Here is a 19791-nt window from a genome sequence, read left to right on the forward strand (position 1 = left end):
ACACCCGCACCATGGCGGTGAACAACCGAGACCGTGTCTACCGCATGATCGACATCCTCGGGGAGGGGCTGCTGCCCTTCCTGGAGAGGGAAATGATCAAGCGACAGGGCGACAGCTGGTTCGAGGACGCGGAGAGCGAGGCTCGAGGACAAGGGAAGCAGATCGGCAGGACCGATCCGCAATTCCTGCTGAACCTCCTCCAGCGATACTGGAGCACCTACTTCCGGCATCTTCTCCCGGCGAGCGCCCGCGGTTTCGCCAGTGAGCTGAACGCCGTGCGCAACCAGTGGGCACACAACGAGAAGTTCACCGCGGACGACACTCTGCGCGCGCTGGACACGGCGGAGCGACTGCTGCGGGCCGTGCACGCGGATCCCGTCCTGGTCGAGGAGGTCCGCGAGTCCCGGCAGACTCTGCACCGGCAGGTAACAGAGGAAGAGACGAAGAAGGCGGCTCGCCGCGCGCGTGCCGTGCCGAGCGTGGCCGCTGAGGGGTTGCGGCCTTGGCGTGACGTGCTCACCCCGCACGAGGACGTGGCGCGTGGTGACTTCAACGCCTCCGAGTTCGCCGCCGACCTATGGCGGGTGGCACGCGGCGAGGGCGCCGCGGAGTACACCGAACCCGAGGAGTTCTTCCAGCGGACATACCTCACCGAGGGCCTCGAAGAACTGCTTTCCAAGTCACTGCGCCGGATCAGCGGTGACCCGAACGCCGCCCCCGTCATCAACCTCCAGACCAACTTCGGCGGCGGCAAGACACACTCCATGATGGCGCTGTACCACCTGTACGCGCCGGGCCTGAAGGTGAACCGGCTGCCGCAGGACCTTCAGGAGTTGATCGCCGTCGCGCCCGGCGGTGGGCTGCCTGGCGGGACAGTGCACCGGGCCGTGCTGGTCGGCAACGAGCTGGGTATCGGGCAGGCCGACGTCAAGCCCGATGGCACCGTCGTCAACACCATGTGGGGCCAACTCGCCTGGGGGCTCGGCAAGAGGCAGGCATACGACATCATCGCCGAGGCCGACCGCACCAGCACCAGCCCCGGCACCGCACTGCTCCAGGACCTAATCGCCGCCTACGCGCCCTGCGTAATCCTCATCGACGAGTGGGTTCAGTACGCCGGTCCGCTGCTCGGCAACGACAACCTGCCTGCCGGGTCCTTCGAGACACACTTCTCCTTCGCCCAGTCCCTCACCGAGGCCGTCGCCTCCGTCGACGGGGCTCAGTTGCTGGTCTCCATCCCGGCATCCGCGACCGGCAAGATCAGCGCCGCCGACCAGTACGACATCGGGGGCGAGAACAACCGCACCGCGCTGGAGCGACTCCAGAACGTCGTCCACCGCAAGGCCGACGCTTGGCGCCCCGCCAGCTCCGACGAGTCCTTCGAGATCGTGCGCCGTCGTCTCTTCCAGACCCCCACCAGTGAGGTCCAAGCCGAGATCAACAAGGTGGCGCGGCTGTACACGCAGTTCTACGGCACCGAGAAGCGCGAGTTCCCGGCCGGCTGCGACACCATGGACTACGAGCGGCGAATCAAGTCGACCTACCCGATCCACCCGGAGCTGTTCGCCCGGCTGTACGAAGACTGGTCCACGCTGCCCAGGTTCCAGCGCACCCGAGGTGTGCTGCGGCTGATGAGCACGGTCATTCACGCGCTGTGGCGGGACCAGAACCAGAGCCCCATGATCATGCCCGGTGACGTGCCGATACACGACACCCGCGTCAACCAGGAGCTGACGTACTACCTAGAGGACCGCTGGAAGCCGATCATCGACGCCGACGTCGACGGACCGGACTCCACGCCGGCCTCCGTCGATGCCGAGAAGCCCGTGCTCGGGCAACGTGGCATGAGCCGCCGCGTGGCCAGGACCGTCTTCATGGGCTCCGCGCCCCGCGTGCACGCCGCTCGTAAGGGCCTATCCGAGCCGCACATCCGCCTTGGCATGGCTATCCCCGGCGAGCCGCTGGGTAACTTCCGCACAGCGCTCAACGCCCTCGCCGACCGCTCCACGTACCTCTACGGCGACGGCGAACGCCACTGGTACGACACCCACGCCAACATCACGCGTACGGCCAAGGACGAGGCGAACAAACTCATCGAGGACCCCGACAGGGTATGGGCGGACGTGGTGCGCCGACTGAGTGTGGTCCAGGGAGTACGCGGCCAGTTCAGCGCCGTCCACGCGGCGCCGCTGCCCGCGAGCGACATTCCGGATAACGACAACGCGCGCCTGGTGCTGCTGCACCCCCGCTTCACGCACCGTAGCGCCCGTGACGTGCCCGACACTGAGGCCCTGAGCTTCGCCCAGGAGGCTCTTGACCAATACCGCTCCAGCACCCGGCAACACCGCAACGCCCTCGTCTTCCTCGCCCCCGACCGCAAGGAGATGGAGGAGGTCGCCGAGGCTGTCCGCGAGTACCTAGGCTGGAAGCAGGTCCTCACACAACACGTCCAGCTCGATCTGACGGAGAACCAGAGGACGCAGGCGAGGACTCGGATGGAGAAGGCTGACGAGACAGTCAGCCTTCGCCTCGGCAAGGCCTACCGGTGGGTCCTTGTCCCCGAGCAGATCCCCGGCGCCAAGATCGAGTGGGTCAACTTCAAGGTTGACCTGCAAGCCATTGATGACGCGGCCATCCAGGTCGGTGATCGTCTGAAGCGTCAGGGCATGCTTTACGTCCTGCAGGCTCCTGCCGTCCTGCACCAGCGGATCAACGACGCCCTGAGCCAGGAGTGGAACCGGGACGGCCACATCTCCGTCGGTCGCCTGTGGGAACTGCACACCAAGTACCCGTACATGAATCGTCTGCGTGACCGCTCAGTCCTCGACCAAGGTATCGAGGACGTCCTTTCCCATGTCACCTGGGAGACGGATGGCTTCGCCCTGGCCACCAGCCACGATCCCGAGGCCGGCCGCTATCTGGGGCTCGTCCTGCCCTGCCGCAATGTGTCCTTCGGTCAGATCACCGACAGCACGCTGCTGGTACGAGCCGACCTTGCCATCGCTCAGGAGACCGCGGATCTGGCGGCCGCCGCCCAGCACCAGAAGCAAGCCAATCAGGTCCATGATGCCGACGACGGCACAGGCAGCGCGGCCGAGCAGAGCCCGGGTGGTTCGTCGGCGTCACTACGCCCTACGCCCGGCGCCCCGGTCCCGGCGCCGACTCCGTTGCCGCGCGTCCCGACCCGGTTCTATGCCCACGCCCGGCTGGACACCGAGCAATACAGCAAGCACGCCACAAAGTACGCCTTCGAAATCCTTCAGCACCTCGAAGCCATCGGGGCGGACGTCGAGGTCACGGTCGAGATCCAAGCGACCGCGCCCGGCGGTTTCCCCGCGGACAAAGTTCGCACCCTCACGGAAAACGCCAACACCCTGAAACTGCAAGCCCAGTTCGAGGAGGAATAGGGTCGGGCCGAGGGCCTGGTGATCCTCACAGGAACCGGGCCTGATCGTTTCGGCTGTCGGCGCACTCGATAGGTTGTCAGATCCTGGTAGACCGACTTCGTCCAAGAACACTACGGGGGGACCGCAGGCATGGCCGCACGCAACCGGGACAGAATCGTCCATTTCTATGAGATCGCAGACGCCGACGCTCCCGACGGTGCCCGTCTACCCCACCGGGACTGGGCAGAGCACATCCGTCGTCTGTGCGCCCAGCCACTGGCCCGGCGCACCGTTCCTGCGGGGGAGGACATCTTGATCGGTGCCGTCGATCCCCATCAGACGGCTCCGCATTTGCTCCTCGCCAAGTCTCGCCAGGACGTACCGCAGCTCATTAATCACGTCGACGGCACCCTCAGTCGGCTCCAGCTTGCCGCCGACAAGGAATTGGTTGACGTTACAACCGTGTACTTCCTACCCTTCGGCAACGTTGTTGCGACCATGGCCGGCGGCATCTCGGCCCCCCGCGCGCAGGCGCTCAAGCGCTGGCTGGAGGGCATCCGCGTCGCAGCTCCGGACGTCCGCAACCTCGTGCTGCGGCCGGTGGTCAACGCCCGATCCCGGGAAAAGCTCCAGCATGCCGTCGCCATCGAGAAACTCACGGTGAAGATCGCTCCCGAGCCCGCTGACAGCCCCTCCACCCTGCGCGCCAGCTCCGACCTCGGCACAGCCATCAGCCGCATGCACACGGACAACCCGGACATGGTCATCACTCTGACCCTGGAGGTCCCAAAGAAGTCGGGCATCCTGTCGACGCGCCGCCGGGCCCGTGGTCACAACCAACTCCTCGGCTCAACAAGGGTTTTCGCGAGTGACATTGAGGACTGGCTGGACAACTCTGACGTCGTTGACACGGCTGCCGCGCAGGCCCGTATGGAGGCATGGCACAGCGAGGCTGATGACGAGAAGATCGACTTCGTGAGCGAGCGCATCACTGCAAAATGCGTCGTCCCCTTCTCCTCTGGCGATGGCCACGCCATCGACCTGCAGGTGGCCCTCAACAAGCTGGAGGGGGTCTCCCTGGAGAACGAAAGGGTGCTACGGGCCGCTGTCAGTGCCGACATCTAGCCTGGAGGGTAACTGGGGTGAAAGCCCTGGTCGGGGCGCGCGGGGGGAGATGCGGCAATGCCGAGCCTTGTGGAAGCGGTTCGCCGAGTTCTTAACGGTTGGCGATCCCGTCCGGCGACGGACTGGTTACTGACGGCAGCTGTCCTCGGCGGGCACGGTTTGCTGGTTGCCCTAACCGGACGCGGTGACATCCTCGGTGCGCCTGAGCGCGAACAGCGCTTGACGATCTATACGACTGGCGCCACCGTCGTCGCTTTGGTCGGAAGCTTCGTCACTGCCGCCATTGCTCAGTACGCTTCGGCGAGCGGCCGCCGGATGCGAGTTCTGCGTACCGCGCCTCACCTGGCCTCACAATTCCGGCGGAACTGGGTGAGTGTCCTATCAGCCACTCTGCTCATCTCCGGCACGTGTCTCCTTGCAACCGTCCTCGACACCAAAAGCGACCCGGGCGATGTGCACTGGGCCGTGGAAGGCGCTCTGATCCTCGGCGTCGCTCGGTCCTATCGCCTGCTATGGCTGTTCAACGCTGTCATCCAGGCATCAGATAAAGACCTTGCAGATCTCCCGCAGACAACGGCCCAAGGTCCTCGCTAGCTTGCGGCCGGGTTGCCTTTCGCAGCGGCTGCATCTGAAATCGCGCCGAAACGTTCGACACGGTCGCACCTGCAAACGTCCTGCCCCCGTGCTGACGTGTCAGCACGGGGGCAGGATCGAGGAGGACCAGGCTGGACTCAGGAGAACCCAAAAGGGCGTAGTTGCTGGGCTCCCGCGCATCGTCGCAGGTCAGCGAGGTAACGATTTCGGGTTCGAATCCCGTTGGGGGCACGCAGTACGGTGTGCGAGACTGATCCCGGTCAGTTCACACACTGCCATATGGTCCTGTGGAGCAGCTTGGAGTGCTCGCCACCCTGTCAAGGTGGAGGCCGCGGGTTCAAATCCCGTCAGGACCGCTGAGGTTTCACGTGAAACCTCGTGGCTGGGTAGCTCAGTTGGTACGAGCGTCCGCCTGAAAAGCGGAAGGTCGCCGGTTCGACCCCGGCCCCAGCCACCGCAGCCCTTCAGGGCATCGAGCCCCTCTCCGAAGTCCTCGGAGAGGGGCTCGTTCGTGTGTGAGGAGGGGACCGGCGTGAAAACTCTGCACCCCATCGACCCGGTGCGGCCGACCGACCCGAGCCCGCAGCAGGTCTGGTACACCTCCTACGGCTCGAACATGCAGCTGGACCGGCTCGCCTTCTATCTGCGCGGCGGCCGTCCGCCGGGGGCCGGGCGGGACTGCCCGGGGTGCCGTGATCCGCGACTGCCCGCGCGGTCCCTCGCCGTCGAACTCACCGGCGCCCTCTACTTCGCCACCGAGTCGCCGGTGTGGGGCGGCGGCCGGGCCTTCTACGACCCACGGGCCCAGGGGCGCGTCCTGGCCAGGGCGCACCTGCTGTCGGCCGAGCAGTTCTCCGACATCGCCGCCCAGGAGATGTACCGGGAGCCCGGCGGACGCCTCGACCTGGCCGATGTGCTCGCCCACGGCCGGTCCGTGCTGGGCCGGGGCCGCTACGAGACCCTGGTCTGCGCGGGGCGGCTGGAGGGGCTGCCCGTCCTCACGTTCACCGCGCCCTGGGCGATGGACGAGGTGCCCTGGAACACGCCGTCCGCCGCCTATCTCCGGCTCCTGGCCACCGGACTGCTGTCGGCCGGCACCTGGGACACCGACGCGGTCGCCTCGTACCTCGCCGCCTGTCCGGGTGCGGCGGGGCAGTGGTCCGAGCGGGCCGTCCGCCGACTGCTGCGCCCCGCGCCGTAGCGGGGGCCGCTGCCGCGGTTGCGCTATGCCCACAACGGACTAGCGTGAAACGTGAGAAAGGCCACACAGCCCACTCATCGATCCCCCGCCCCACCGACCCTAGGGGGCACTCATGTCCGCCACGCACCGACGAAGGGCCGTCGTCCTGGGCTCGGCCCTCATCGCCGCCTCGGTCGTTCTCGGTCCGGTGAGCTTCCAGCAGGCAGCCGCCGCGGCACCGGGCGAGACCCATGCCAGTACCAGCGCCAAGGTCCCCCGGTCCGACCGGGACTACCAGCGCGGCTTCAAGGACGGCTTCAAACAGGGCCACCGCGGCTGCGACCACAACGGACGCGGCGACCACGGCGGGCGCTCGTTCCCCGGCGACCACATGAAGCCCGCCGCCCTCCAGCAGGACCTGCACAAGGACCTCAAGCAGGACGCCAAGAAGGATCTCGAGAAGGACTCCGGGAAGGACTACAACCGCGGTTACAAGGACGGCTTCAAGTCCGGGTTCCAGCAGGGCCACCGCGCCTGCTGACCCCGGCCGCCCGCGTCCGGCACCGGCCGGTCCTCCCCGTCCGCCGCGGCCGGACAAATCATTCGCGCGAGATTTCCCCGAGGTGAGATCCTGGGATGCGTATGTCTACGCATCCCGCCCCCGCCCTCGGCGCCCTCGCCTCCCGTCTGACCGAGCTGTCGCTGCGTGACGCGCACCGGCTCGGGCGCAGGCTCGAAGGCGCGCGCAAGATCCGCAAGCCCGAGGCGCGCGCCGCCGTCCTGGCCGAGATCGACGCCGAGGCCGACAAGGCCGCGCGGCGCATGGCCGAGCGGCGCTCGCGCGTGCCCGTCGTCACCTATCCCGCGCAACTGCCGGTCAGCCAGAAGAAGGACGAGATCGCCACGGCGATCCGCGACCACCAGGTCGTCATCGTCGCCGGTGAGACCGGGTCCGGGAAGACCACGCAGATCCCGAAGATCTGCATGGAGCTGGGCCGGGGCGTGCGCGGCATGATCGGGCACACCCAGCCCCGCCGGATCGCCGCCCGCACGGTCGCCGAGCGGGTCGCCGAGGAGCTGGACACACCGCTCGGCGAGGCCGTCGGCTGGAAGGTGCGGTTCACCGACCAGGTCGACCCGGACGCCACCTTCGTCAAGCTGATGACGGACGGCATCCTGCTCGCCGAGATCCAGACCGACCGCGAGCTGCGCGCCTACGACACGATCATCATCGACGAGGCCCACGAGCGGTCCCTCAACATCGACTTCCTGCTGGGCTATCTCGCCCAGCTGCTGCCGAAGCGGCCCGATCTGAAGGTCGTCATCACCTCGGCGACCATCGACCCGGAGCGGTTCTCCCGGCACTTCGGCGACGCCCCGATCGTCGAGGTCAGCGGGCGGACGTACCCGGTGGAGGTGCGCTACCGGCCGCTCCTGGAGGAGGACTCCGAGGACGCCGACCGGGACCAGATCACCGCGATCACCGACGCCGTCGAGGAGCTGATGGCCGAGGGCTCCGGCGACATCCTGGTCTTCCTCTCCGGCGAGCGGGAGATCCGCGACACCGCCGACGCGCTCACCAAGAAGCAGTACCGCTCCACCGAGGTGCTGCCGCTGTACGCGCGCCTCTCGCACGCCGAGCAGCACCGCGTCTTCCAGCAGCACACCGGCCGCCGGATCGTGCTCGCCACCAACGTCGCCGAGACCTCCCTGACCGTCCCCGGCATCAAGTACGTCATCGACCCCGGCTTCGCCCGGATCTCCCGCTACAGCCACCGCACCAAGGTGCAGCGGCTGCCCATCGAGCCGGTCTCGCAGGCCAGCGCCAACCAGCGCAAGGGCCGCTGCGGGCGTACGTCCGACGGCATCTGCATCCGGCTCTACGGCGAGGACGACTTCCTGGCCCGCCCGGAGTTCACCGACGCGGAGATCCTGCGCACCAACCTCGCCTCCGTCATCCTCCAGATGACCGCGGCCGGCCTCGGCGACATCGAGAAGTTCCCGTTCATCGACCCGCCGGACCACCGCAACATCCGCGACGGCGTGCAGCTCCTCCAGGAGCTGGGCGCGCTCGACCCGGCGCAGAAGGACCCGCGCAAGCGGCTCACCCAGACCGGCCGCAAGCTGGCCCAGCTGCCCGTCGACCCGCGTCTTGCCCGGATGGTCCTGGAGGCCGACAAGAACGGCTGCGCGCGCGAGGTCATGGTGATCGCCGCCGCGCTGTCCATCCAGGACCCGCGCGAGCGCCCCGCCGACAAGCAGGCCCAGGCCGACCAGCAGCACGCCCGCTTCCGGGACGAGTCCAGCGACTTCCTCGCCTTCCTCAACCTGTGGCGCTATCTGCGCGAGCAGCAGAAGGAGCGCGGCTCGTCGTCCTTCCGCCGCATGTGCAAGCAGGAGTACCTCAACTTCCTGCGCATCCGCGAATGGCAGGACATCTACTCCCAGCTGCGCACGGTCGCCAAGCAGATGGGCATCCACCTCAACGAGGAGGACGCCCCCGGCGACCGCGTCCATGTCTCCCTGCTGGCCGGCCTGCTCTCGCACATCGGCATGAAGGACGTGAAGGAGTCCAAGGACTCCGCACCGCAGCAGGGCCGCAGGGACGGCGGCCGGGGCGAGTACCTGGGCGCCCGCAACGCCAAGTTCGCGATCTTCCCCGGCTCCGCGCTGTTCAAGAAGCCGCCGCGGTTCGTGATGTCCGCCGAGCTCGTCGAGACCTCCCGCCTGTGGGCGCGGGTCAACGCGAAGATCGAGCCCGAGTGGGTCGAGCCGCTGGCCGGCCACCTGCTGAAGCGGACGTACAGCGAACCGCACTGGGAGAAGGACCAGGCCGCGGTGATGGCGTACGAGAAGGTGACGCTGTACGGCGTGCCGATCGTGGCCCAGCGGAAGGTCAACTACGGCCGGATCGACGCGGAGGCCAGCCGCGAGCTGTTCATCCGCAACGCCCTGGTGGAGGGTGACTGGCGCACCCACCACAAGTTCTTCGCCGACAACCGCAGACTGCTCAGCGAGGTCGAGGAGCTGGAGCACCGCGCCCGGCGCCGGGACATCGTCGTCGACGACGAGACGCTGTACGACTTCTATGACCAGCGGGTGCCCGAGCACGTCGTCTCCGGCGCCCACTTCGACTCCTGGTGGAAGCACAAGCGGCACGAGCAGCCCGACTTCCTGGACTTCGAGCGGGAGATGCTCGTCCGGGAGTCGGCCCAGGCGGTCACCAAGGCCGACTATCCGGACTCCTGGCGCCAGGGCGCGCTGAAGTTCCGGGTGACCTACCAGTTCGAGCCGGGCGCGGACGCGGACGGGGTGACCGTCCACATCCCGCTCCAGGTGCTCAACCAGGTCACGGACGAGGGCTTCGACTGGCAGATTCCGGGCCTGCGCGAAGAGGTCGTCACCGAGCTGATCCGCTCGCTGCCCAAGCCGATCCGCCGCCACTACGTCCCCGCGCCCAACCACGCGAAGGCGTTCCTGGAGCAGGCGGTGCCCCTCCAGGAGCCGCTGACCGAGACCATGGCGCGCGAGCTGAAGCGCCGGGTCGGGGTGCCGTTCGAGGCCGAGGACTTCGACTGGGCCAAGGTCCCCGACCATCTGAAGATCACCTTCCGGATCGTCGACGAGCGGCGCCGCAAGCTGGCCGAGGACAAGGATCTCGAAGCGCTCAAGCTGAGGCTCCGGCCGAAGGCGCGCCAGGCCCTGTCCCAGGCCGCCGCGGCGACCGCGCAGCGCAGCGGCGGCGAGTCGCTGGAGCGCTCGGGGCTGACCGACTGGACGATCGGCTCGCTCACCCGGGTCTTCGAGACCCGCCGGGCCGGCCAGCCGGTGAAGGCGTACCCGGCGCTGGTGGACGACGGCTCTGCGGCGGGCACCGTCTCGGTCCGGCTCTTCGACACCGAGGCGGAGCAGGCCGAGGCCATGTGGCGGGGCACGCGCCGGCTGATCCTGCGCAACATCCCGGTGAACCCCGCGAAGTTCGCGTCCGAGAAGCTGACCAACCAGCAGAAGATCGGTCTTTCGGCCAATCCGCACGGATCGATCCAGGCCCTGTTCGACGACTGCGCCACGGCTGCGGCGGACCGGCTGATCGCCGACTTCGGCGGACCGGCCTGGGACGAGGAGTCGTACCGCAAGCTCTACGACAAAGTACGGTCCGAGATCGTGGACCTGACCGTACGGACCGTGGGCCAGGTGCAGCAGGTGCTGTCCGCCTGGCAGGCGTGCGAGCGTCGGCTCAAGGCGGTCCGCAGCCCCGCGCTGCTGGCCAATCTGACGGATGTACGGCAGCAGTTGGACGCCCTCGTGAAGCCCGGCTTCGTCACCGAGGCGGGGATACGGCGGCTGCCCGACCTGATGCGCTATCTGGTCGCGGCGGACCGGCGGCTCCAGCAGATGCCGGCCAACGTCCAGCGGGACACCACGCGCATGGAGAAGGTCCGGGAGATGCGCGACGAGTACGCGTGGCTGCTGGAACAGCTGCCGCAGGGCCGCCCGGTGCCGCAGCAGGTGCGCGACATCCGCTGGATGCTGGAGGAGCTGCGGGTCAGCTACTTCGCGCACGCGCTGGGCACGGCGTACCCCGTCTCCGACAAACGGATCGTGAAGGCGATCGACGCGGCGGCACCGTGACGCCACCGGCACCCTGAGTGAGTTCGACCAGGCGGCCGGCCTCCTGTAGAGTCTCTTCTCGCAGCGCAACGCGAGTTCGGCGCCGCGAACAAGGTCCTGTGGAGCAGCTTGGAGTGCTCGCCACCCTGTCAAGGTGGAGGCCGCGGGTTCAAATCCCGTCAGGACCGCAAGTAGGGCCCGTATCCCCGGTGGATGCGGGCCTTCTTCGTATCCGGGCGCACGCCCCCCCGGAGGCCGCCCCCCGGCAGGCCGCGCCCGCGGCGGCAGCCGCCGTCGGACACAGCAGATCCCGTCAGGACCGCAAGCAGGGCCCGCATCCCCCGTGGATGCGGGCCCTCTTCGTGCCCTGGCGTACGTGCGCAGGCCGCGCCCGCGCCGCCCTCCGCGCCTTACGTGCCCTACGCGGCCCGCTCCGCGGTCTCTTGACGGGGTCACATTCCCTCGGTACCCCAGAGGCAGGGTCCGTTGCGGCACGGCCCGCTGGAGGTGGCGTATGGCGGCGTCGGCCAGGCACGAGACCCGGGCGCTCCTCCGCGCGCACCTCGCGGCCGCGTCCTCGTACGGCCATCTCACCAGTCGCTGCCCCGCCTGCCACCGGCTGCTGCGGCTGGCGATGGAGAGCGCGCCACGGCCCCCGGCCGCCGCGGCGAGGGCCCCGCGGTTCCCCGACACCCGACAGAAGCCCCTGAGCGGCGCCCTGACGCCCCGGGAGGCGGTCGGGGTGCTGGAACCGCCGGAGACGCCCGGCGCGCCTGAGGCCGTGGAACCCGGCCACCCCTCGACCGCGTGAGCGAACGCCCCGGCTCCCGAACTCCCGCCCGCGCAGGGCGCGATGAGACCGGAGGCTTCTTTAACGCACGCCGGCGGCCGACAACAAGCGCCTTGGGATGTGACGGGTGTCACCGCACGAGTTTTTGAAAGCCCTGTCCTTACACCCCGCCTACAAGCAGTCAATTTAATATGTGCAATTGCACCGCACTCCAGGGCTCCCCACCAGGGATCCGACACGCCTCCCCAGCCTCGGACAAGGCCGCTCACCGGCCCGGCCCGCACCCCCGCCGACCGCACAAAAAAGATCGCGCTGGACCCGGCGGAGTCCAGCGCGATCGACGACGCACCCTGTTCACTTGCCCGACAAAGCTCTGAAGGCTTGGGCGTGGGACCTGTTGGGGCAGGACCCGCGTCGCTTGGAGCTGTTGGTCCCGGACGCGACGACTGGTTGGGGGACCAGCCGGTTTGCCCGGTTATGAAGTTGTTCAGGCCTCGCTGCGCTGCTGCGGGATGCCCGCGAGCAGAGCGCGGACCTCGGCCTCGCGGTAGCGGCGGTGCCCGCCGAGCGTGCGGATCGACGTGAGCTTGCCGGCCTTCGCCCAGCGCGTGACCGTCTTGGGGTCGACGCGGAACATGGTGGCGACCTCAGCCGGGGTCAGCAGCGGCTCGGCATCAGGGGTGCGAGCGGTCATGAGCGGCCTCCTCGGGAGAACCGAACCTTCTCGGTTCTTTCCTCTAAATTCTGCACCTTGACCCGCGTTGCCCGAAATGGCGGACGCGAGTCGAGTCGGTTATAGGACGAACGGCTTGTCCTCGGCACTACAACTACACCATCTGTCCAGCCGCGTCGGCCAAACCGATGGAATTGCCCTCCCAGGTGTTCATCAGCGACGGATGCCGATGGACCATGCCATAGCGGACAGTCACACCACTGTGACGATCAGTCACAGGGCGATCAGGAAGTCACCAGACCCCCCAAAGCGTGCAATGCTGAGATCCCACCCAAGACGGAGCATAAGCGGGCGGAAGGAGCCCTCCCCGGACTCCTTGTCCTATTTTGACATGAGGAGGGGCAACCTAGGCAAGGGTCAGGTAAGTGCGGTCCATCACCCTTGACACATACGCCCGGATCGTGCCGTACGTCCCGTCAGCTCCGCTAAAGACCCTTGACCGTACGCTGTTCGACGCCTTTCGAGCCGTGATGCAGGTCACTCGCTGACACGGCGTCAGTTGGCCGACCGCCGGTCGCGCACCGCGCGCCACCGCTCCACGAGCCGTCCGTACGCCTCCGCGGCCGCCGCCCCGTCCCCCCGGCGCAGCGCCTCGACGCCCTCGGCCACGTCCGCGGCCGAGTGGTCGCCCTCCAGCTCACCGGCCGGCAGCACATGCACCAGACCGCCGTAGTCCAGCTCCACCAGCGAGCGCGGGTGGAACTCCTCCAGCCAGCGGCCCACGTCCACCAGCCCGTCGATCAGCGGCCCCTCGTCGACGGCCTCGCGCAGCGCCCGCAGCGCCCGCGCCACCCGCCGCCGGGCCTGCACCATCGGCGTCCGGTAGCGCAGCGAGGGCTGCTCGTCCCCGAAGGCGGCCGCCGCGTCCCGCGCCCCGGCCGCCGCGCCGCCCACTCCCTTGACGTACTCCCGCTCCTCGTCGGAGACCAGCACGAACCAGTTGATCGGCACCTGCCAGGTGGAGGTGCGGATCCAGGGGCGGGCGTCCGGGTTCCGGGCCAGCCAGCGCTCGTAGTCCTGAGCGGCCTGGCGGCGCACGACCGGGGGCAGCACCGCGTCCAAAACCACCGGGGGAAGGTCCTCGGCCAGACCGTCCAGGGCCTGCCAGCCGCGCAGCCGGGTCCGCCAGGGGCAGACGCACACCACCCCGTCGACGTCGAGCACGAACGCGTCCCCGCTCTCGTGCACCGGCACCGCCACCGGCGGGATGGGCAGCAGATCGGCCAGCGAGCGGCGCAGTTCGTCCTGGTAGGAGGGCCGGCCGGGGCGGCGGGCGTAGCGCGCCCAGTGGCTGCGCTCCGGCTCCGGGAAGGCGGCCAGCGGCTCGTAGACGCGCAGATAGGTCGCGTACGGGACGACCACGGACGACACCTTGGGCACGCCTGCTCCCTCCCCAGCCCGCCGGGCGCGAAACCCGCCCGGACCGCGCCCGGACGGACGGAAAACCACGGCAAATCGTCCCACGCCCGGGTGGGACGGTACCCCTAGGGAGGGTGATCCCGACCACTGCGCCGGTGGCGGGGGCGGCCAGGGTCTAATCTCCTGCCACGGCCCCGCCACCCGCACGGGACCGCGACACCACCCGCCGCTACTTACCTGGGAGTCACCACCGTGACCGACGTAACCGGCGCGCACGCTGACGTACTGCACACCCTGTTCCACTCGGAGCAGGGGGGCCACGAACAGGTCGTGCTCTGTCAGGACCGTGCCAGCGGCCTCAAGGCCGTCATCGCCATCCACTCCACCGCCCTCGGACCCGCGCTCGGCGGTACCCGCTTCTACCCGTACGCGAGCGAGGGCGAGGCCGTCGCCGACGCGCTGAACCTCGCCCGCGGCATGTCGTACAAGAACGCCATGGCCGGTCTCGGCCACGGCGGCGGCAAGGCCGTGATCATCGGCGACCCGGAGCTGGTCAAGACCGAGGAGCTGCTGCTCGCCTACGGGCGCTGCGTGGCCTCGCTCGGCGGGCGCTACGTCACCGCGTGCGACGTCGGCACGTACGTCGCCGACATGGACGTGGTGGCACGCGAGTGCCGCTGGACCACCGGCCGCTCCCCGGAGAACGGCGGCGCGGGCGACTCCTCCGTGCTCACCGCCTTCGGTGTCTACCAGGGCATGCGGGCCAGCGCCCAGCACCTGTGGGGCGACCCGACGCTGCGCGGCCGCAAGGTGGGCGTGGCGGGCGTGGGCAAGGTCGGGCACCACTTGGTGCGGCACCTGCTGGACGAGGGCGCCGAGGTCGTGATCACGGACGTACGGGCCGAGGCCGTGGACCGGATCGTCGCCGCGCACCCCGAGGTGGCACGCGCCGCCGACACCGACGCCCTGATCCGCACCGAGGGGCTCGACATCTACGCCCCCTGCGCGCTCGGCGGCGCCCTGAACGACGACTCGGTGCCGGCGCTGACCGCCGCGGTGGTGTGCGGGGCGGCCAACAACCAGCTCGCGCACCCCGGCGTCGAGAAGGACCTCGCCGACCGCGGCATCCTCTACGCCCCGGACTACGTGGTGAACGCGGGCGGGGTCATCCAGGTGGCCGACGAGCTGCACGGCTTCGACTTCGACCGGTGCCGGGCGCAGGCCGCGAAGATCTTCGACACCACGCTCACGATCTTCGCACGTGCAAAGGAGGACGGCATTCCGCCGGCCGCGGCGGCCGACCGGATCGCCGAGCAGCGGATGGCGGACGCGCGCGCCGCGCGGTGACCGCGGGCCCTTCGACGGGCCGTTTCCGGGCGGTACCTGCCGGTGGCCGGGTGGAGAGAACTGTCACTTCCACCGGCGGGTCGCTCCCCGATAAGTGGTTAAAATCGCCACTGACCAGCGAGGACGGGGCTCCTCGAAGGTTCTGCGCACACGCGCGTCCTGCGGGCGACGTACCGTATGGCCGCGGGCTCAGGTACCGTGGAAGCCCTACGGACCGGTCTCTCTGCGGAGAGCCCGTTCCAGATCATGAACGCGTGTCAGACTCTGGGGCCGTTGAGCCCCGTCGTTGAGGGGGTCGAGCCATGGGGCGCGGCCGGGCCAAGGCCAAGCAGACGAAGGTCGCCCGCCAGCTGAAGTACAACAGCGGTGGGACTGACCTCTCACGCCTGGCCGAGGAGCTGGGCGCATCGACGTCGAATCCGGCGCCGCCGACTAACGGCGACCGTTTCGAGGACGATGAGCAAGACGACGACCTGTACGCACGGTACGCCGACCTCTATGAGGACGACGACGAGGACGAGCGCGGCGACTCCTCACAACACCGTCGCGGCGCCTGACATCCGCGGTCGGTTCTGCCGTCCCACGCGCGTCGCCAGGGTCCTTCACTCACCCGGTCCGGTGCTTCCAGCGCCGGACCGGGTTTTGTGCTGCCCGCACCGGCCGCTCAGGCGTGGTCGCCCACCAGGGCCGCACCCGTGGTGTGCTCGCCCCGGGCGGTGATCTCACCGGCGACCCAGGCGTCGACCCCGCGGTCGGCCAGCGTGGTCAGAGCGGCGTCGGCCGACTCCTGCGGCACGACCGCGATCATGCCCACGCCCATGTTCAGGGTCTTCTCCAGCTCCAGCCGCTCCACGTCACCGCTCCGGCCGACCAGGTCGAAGACCGGGGCCGGGGTCCAGGTGGAGCGGTCGACCACGGCGTGCAGTGTGTCCGGGATCACCCGGGCCAGGTTGGCGGCCAGCCCGCCGCCGGTGATGTGGCTGAAGGCGTGCACCTCGGTGGTCCGGGTCAGCGCCAGGCAGTCCAGCGAGTAGATCTTGGTCGGCTCCAGCAGCTCCTCGCCGAGGGTGCGGCCGAAGTCCTCGATGTGCGCGTCCAGGGACAGACCCGCCCGATCGAGCAGCACGTGCCGCACCAGCGAGTACCCGTTGGAGTGAAGTCCGGAGGCCGCCAGGGCGATCACCGCGTCGCCCTCGCGGATGCGGTCGGGGCCGAGCAGCCGGTCGGCCTCCACCACGCCCGTACCGGCGCCGGCGACGTCGAAGTCGTCCTCGCCGAGCAGGCCGGGGTGCTCGGCCGTCTCGCCGCCCACCAGGGCGCAGCCGGCCAGCACACAGCCCTCCGCGATGCCCTTGACGATGGCGGCGACCCGCTCGGGATGGACCTTGCCGACGCAGATGTAGTCGGTCATGAACAGCGGTTCGGCGCCGCAGACCACGATGTCGTCCATGACCATGGCGACCAGGTCGTGGCCGATGGTGTCGTACACGCCCAGGCGCCGGGCGAGGTCGACCTTGGTGCCGACGCCGTCGGTGGCGGAGGCGAGCAGGGGGCGCTCGTAGCGCTTGAGGGCGGAGGCGTCGAAGAGGCCGGCGAAGCCGCCGAGGCCGCCCAGGACCTCGGGGCGCCGCGTCTTCCTCACCCACTCCTTCATCAGCTCGACGGCGCGGTCGCCCGCTTCGATGTCGACGCCCGCCGCTGCGTAGCTGGCCCCGGTGGTCTCAGACATGACGATGAGAACTTTCGTGTCGTACTGCGGGTGTGACGGGCTGACTACGGGCGACGGATGGCGTCGGCCGCGGCCGTGGCGGCGGGCCCTGCGGCCAGCTCGGTCTCCAGCAGCTGCTTGCCGAGCAGCTCCGGGTCGGGGAGTTCCATCGGGTACTCGCCGTCGAAGCAGGCGCGGCACAGGTTCGGCTTGGCGATGGTGGTCGCCTCGATCATGCCGTCGATGGAGATGTACGCCAGGGAGTCGGCGCCCAGCGAGGTGCCGATCTCGTCGATGCTCATGCCGTTGGCGATCAGCTCGGCGCGGGTGGCGAAGTCGATGCCGAAGAAGCACGGCCACTTCACCGGCGGCGAGGAGATCCGGATGTGGACCTCGGCGGCGCCGGCCTCGCGGAGCATGCGCACCAGGGCGCGCTGGGTGTTGCCGCGGACGATCGAGTCGTCGACGACGACCAGGCGCTTGCCCCGGATGACCTCCTTCAGCGGGTTCAGCTTCAGCCGGATCCCGAGCTGGCGGATGGTCTGCGAGGGCTGGATGAACGTCCGTCCGACATAGGCGTTCTTGACCAGGCCGGCGCCGAAGGGGATGCCGGACGCCTCCGCGTAGCCGATGGCGGCGGGGGTGCCGGACTCCGGCGTCGCTATGACGAGGTCGGCCTCGGCGGGGGCCTCCTTCGCCAGCCGGCGGCCCATCTCGACCCGGGACAGATAGACGTTGCGACCGGCGATGTCGGTGTCGGGGCGGGCCAGGTAGACGTACTCGAAGACACAGCCCTTGGGCTTCGCTTCTGCGAATCGCGACGTACGGAGGCCGTTCTCGTCGATGGCGACGAACTCGCCCGGCTCGATCTCGCGCACATAGCTGGCGCCGCAGATGTCGAGGGCGGCGGACTCGGAGGCGACCACCCAGCCGCGCTCCAGCCGGCCGAGGACCAGCGGGCGAATGCCCTGCGGGTCGCGGGCGGCGTACAGCGTGTGCTCGTCCATGAAGACGAGGCTGAAGGCGCCCTTGACCTGCGGGAGGACGGTGTGGGCCGCCTCCTCGATGGTCAGCGGCTTGCCGTCGGCGTCGACCTGGGCGGCCAGCAGGGCCGTCAGCAGGTCGGTGTCGTTGGTGGCCGCGACACGGGTCGAGCGGCCGTTGGTGTCCTTGGGCAGTTCGGCGACCATCTCGGCGAGCTGGGCCGTGTTGACCAGGTTGCCGTTGTGGCCGAGCGCGATCGAGCCGTGCGCGGTGGCGCGGAACGTCGGCTGGGCGTTCTCCCACACGGAGGCGCCGGTGGTCGAGTAGCGGGCGTGTCCGACCGCGATGTGACCCTGGAGCGAACCGAGCGAGGTCTCGTCGAAGACCTGGGAGACGAGGCCCATGTCCTTGAAGACGAGGATCTGGGAGCCGTTGCTGACCGCGATTCCCGCGGATTCCTGGCCCCGATGCTGGAGGGCGTAGAGCCCGAAGTACGTGAGCTTTGCGACCTCTTCGCCCGGAGCCCAGACACCGAAGACGCCGCATGCGTCCTGGGGGCCTTTCTCGCCGGGGAGCAGATCGTGATTGAGTCGACCGTCACCACGTGGCACGGCTCCGAGTGTAGGCGAGGTCGACCACTGGTCCGAATTGGGGAATGTCAAAAAAACATCGCCCCGCCGCGTCCCATGGCTGCGACCACTGCCCAACTCTCGGTATTGCCCCAGGTCAGAGGGGTCACTCTGGGGGGCATGGGCGGAACGTCCGGTTGACGCGTCCCGGGCGGCGGGCCCCCTAGGGGCCAGGACGAGTGAGGTGTCGCACATCCCGCGGCGCGCGGACGCCCCTCAGGACGTCGGCTCGGGACATCGGCTCAGGACATCGGCTCGGGACGTCGGCTCAGCACATCAGCGGCAGCAGCGCGCCGAGGTCGGCCCGCTCGCCGCTCGCGGTGGTCCCGGGCCGGGCGAGCGCGTCCCGCCAGGCGAGACGGCCAGTGGCGAGGCGGAGCCAGGTCAGCGGGTCGGTCTCCACGACGTTGGGCGGGGTGCCGCGGGTGTGCCGGGGGCCCTCGACGCACTGGACGACGGCGTACGGCGGGATCCGCACCTCGGTGGAACCGCCGGGCGCCTTGTGGGCGAGGGCGTCGGCGAGCAGGCGGGTGGCCGCGGCGAGCGCCTGGCGGTCGTACGGGACGTCCAGGCCCGGAACCGCGGCGTTCAGGTCGTCGGTGTGGACGACGAGTTCGACGGCGCGGGTGACGAGGTAGTCGGCGAGCGGCAGGGCGCCCGCGTTGGTGGCCAGCAGGCGGTTGCCCGGGTGGGCGTTCAGCCGGGCGCGCAACTCCTGCCCCACACCGTCGAGATAGGCGCCGGGGTCGGGGTGCTCGGCGGCGAGCCGCCGGGTGAACGCGTCGATGGCCGGGGCGCTGTCCGAGGTCGCGAACGGCCAGTCGAGCAGGGCGGCGTCCTGCCGGGCGGGCTCGGGCAGGTCCAGGGCGCGGCCGATCGCGGTGGCCGCCATCCCGATGTGCGCGATCAGTTCCCGGACCGTCCAGTCCCCGAGCCGGGTGGGCGACGCGAGGTGTTCCGGGGTGAGACCGCGCACGGCGTCCCGTACGGCGTCGAACTGGGCGAGGACCGCCGTGCGGGTCCGGATCGGGTCGTAGGTCCTGGTGCGCTTCTTGGCCGGGGGCATGGCGGTGAGCCTATGCCGTGACGGCACGGGCGCTCAGTGCCTTTTCGGCGGGGGCGAGGGCTCGTTCGCGGTCGGCGGGGGCCGGTGCGTCGCGCCGCTCGGCGCCGCGCCGGACGCCACCGGGCCGGACGTCGCTGGGCCGGACGTCGCTGGGGCCGGCGGGCACCGCACCGGCCGCCCGTACGCCGCAGCGGGTTCGGCGGGCAGCAGGGCCCGCCCGTTCCCGATGCCGGCGCTCAGGTGCTTCCCGTCGGCCGGGCAGGTGCACCGGGTGCCGCG

At 69.5% G+C, this 19791-nt stretch carries 14 protein-coding genes and 3 tRNA genes; 12 read left to right on the forward strand and 5 right to left on the reverse strand.

What is annotated here, in order from left to right; translation table 11 throughout:
• Window positions 1–11: 11 nt before the first annotated feature.
• From A8713_RS14845 to A8713_RS14885, 10 genes are all read left to right on the forward strand, one after another.
• Window positions 12–3407 (forward strand): DUF499 domain-containing protein, encoded by a 3396-nt coding sequence (locus A8713_RS14845; protein ID WP_064533938.1) that lies wholly within the window; start codon window positions 12–14, stop codon window positions 3405–3407.
• A gap of 129 nt (window positions 3408–3536) precedes the next feature.
• On the forward strand, window positions 3537–4511 hold the full coding sequence (locus A8713_RS14850; RefSeq protein ID WP_064533939.1) for a hypothetical protein: 975 nt from the start codon (window positions 3537–3539) through the stop codon (window positions 4509–4511).
• Window positions 4512–4568: 57 nt separating this feature from the next.
• Complete coding sequence (locus A8713_RS32250) at window positions 4569–5105, forward strand: hypothetical protein (RefSeq protein WP_237305375.1); 537 nt, start codon at window positions 4569–4571, stop codon at window positions 5103–5105.
• Window positions 5106–5386: 281 nt separating this feature from the next.
• Window positions 5387–5461 (forward strand) — tRNA-Asp (locus A8713_RS14855).
• A gap of 24 nt (window positions 5462–5485) precedes the next feature.
• A tRNA-Phe gene (locus A8713_RS14860) sits at window positions 5486–5559 on the forward strand.
• A 78-nt stretch (window positions 5560–5637) separates the two neighbouring features.
• Window positions 5638–6306, forward strand: coding sequence for a hypothetical protein (locus A8713_RS14865; protein WP_064533940.1), 669 nt, complete (start codon window positions 5638–5640; stop codon window positions 6304–6306).
• A 112-nt stretch (window positions 6307–6418) separates the two neighbouring features.
• A complete protein-coding gene (locus A8713_RS14870; protein ID WP_064533941.1) occupies window positions 6419–6826 on the forward strand; it encodes a hypothetical protein in 408 nt (135 codons plus the stop codon).
• 101 nt (window positions 6827–6927) lie between these two features.
• Window positions 6928–10917, forward strand: a complete 3990-nt coding sequence (hrpA, locus tag A8713_RS14875; RefSeq protein WP_064533942.1) for an ATP-dependent RNA helicase HrpA — start codon at window positions 6928–6930, stop codon at window positions 10915–10917.
• Window positions 10918–11009: 92 nt separating this feature from the next.
• A tRNA-Asp gene (locus A8713_RS14880) sits at window positions 11010–11084 on the forward strand.
• Between the two features lie 326 nt (window positions 11085–11410).
• Window positions 11411–11707 carry a DUF6274 family protein gene (locus A8713_RS14885; RefSeq protein ID WP_064533943.1) on the forward strand — a complete coding sequence of 99 codons (297 nt, stop codon included), beginning with the start codon at window positions 11411–11413 and terminating at the stop codon, window positions 11705–11707.
• A gap of 466 nt (window positions 11708–12173) precedes the next feature.
• On the opposite strand, the gene bldC is transcribed toward A8713_RS14885, so the two are convergent.
• Entirely contained in the window at window positions 12174–12380 is a 207-nt protein-coding gene (gene bldC / locus A8713_RS14890) for a developmental transcriptional regulator BldC (protein ID WP_003949541.1), read from the reverse strand.
• A 534-nt stretch (window positions 12381–12914) separates the two neighbouring features.
• Entirely contained in the window at window positions 12915–13799 is an 885-nt protein-coding gene (locus A8713_RS14895) for a hypothetical protein (protein ID WP_064533944.1), read from the reverse strand.
• 231 nt (window positions 13800–14030) lie between these two features.
• On the opposite strand from A8713_RS14895, the gene A8713_RS14900 reads away from it, so the two are divergent.
• Together A8713_RS14900 and A8713_RS14905 are read left to right on the forward strand one after the other, a co-directional pair.
• Window positions 14031–15125: a Leu/Phe/Val dehydrogenase gene (locus A8713_RS14900; RefSeq protein WP_064533945.1), complete on the forward strand. Its 1095-nt coding sequence runs from the start codon at window positions 14031–14033 to the stop codon at window positions 15123–15125.
• Window positions 15126–15427: 302 nt separating this feature from the next.
• Entirely contained in the window at window positions 15428–15682 is a 255-nt protein-coding gene (locus A8713_RS14905; RefSeq protein ID WP_018566386.1) for a DUF3073 domain-containing protein, read from the forward strand.
• A gap of 107 nt (window positions 15683–15789) precedes the next feature.
• On the opposite strand, the gene purM is transcribed toward A8713_RS14905, so the two are convergent.
• The 3 genes from purM to A8713_RS14920 all read right to left on the reverse strand — a co-directional run bounded on the left by purM (window position 15790) and on the right by A8713_RS14920 (window position 19512).
• Window positions 15790–16854, reverse strand: a complete 1065-nt coding sequence (purM, locus tag A8713_RS14910; protein WP_064533946.1) for a phosphoribosylformylglycinamidine cyclo-ligase — start codon at window positions 16852–16854, stop codon at window positions 15790–15792.
• 44 nt (window positions 16855–16898) lie between these two features.
• A complete protein-coding gene (gene purF / locus A8713_RS14915; protein ID WP_037894661.1) occupies window positions 16899–18428 on the reverse strand; it encodes an amidophosphoribosyltransferase in 1530 nt (509 codons plus the stop codon).
• A gap of 286 nt (window positions 18429–18714) precedes the next feature.
• Window positions 18715–19512: a maleylpyruvate isomerase family mycothiol-dependent enzyme gene (locus A8713_RS14920; protein ID WP_064533947.1), complete on the reverse strand. Its 798-nt coding sequence runs from the start codon at window positions 19510–19512 to the stop codon at window positions 18715–18717.
• Between the last annotated feature and the right edge of the window lie 279 nt (window positions 19513–19791).

The sequence above is a fragment of the Streptomyces sp. SAT1 genome (assembly GCF_001654495.1).
In the GTDB taxonomy this organism is placed as follows: Bacteria; Actinomycetota; Actinomycetes; order Streptomycetales; family Streptomycetaceae; genus Streptomyces; species Streptomyces andamanensis.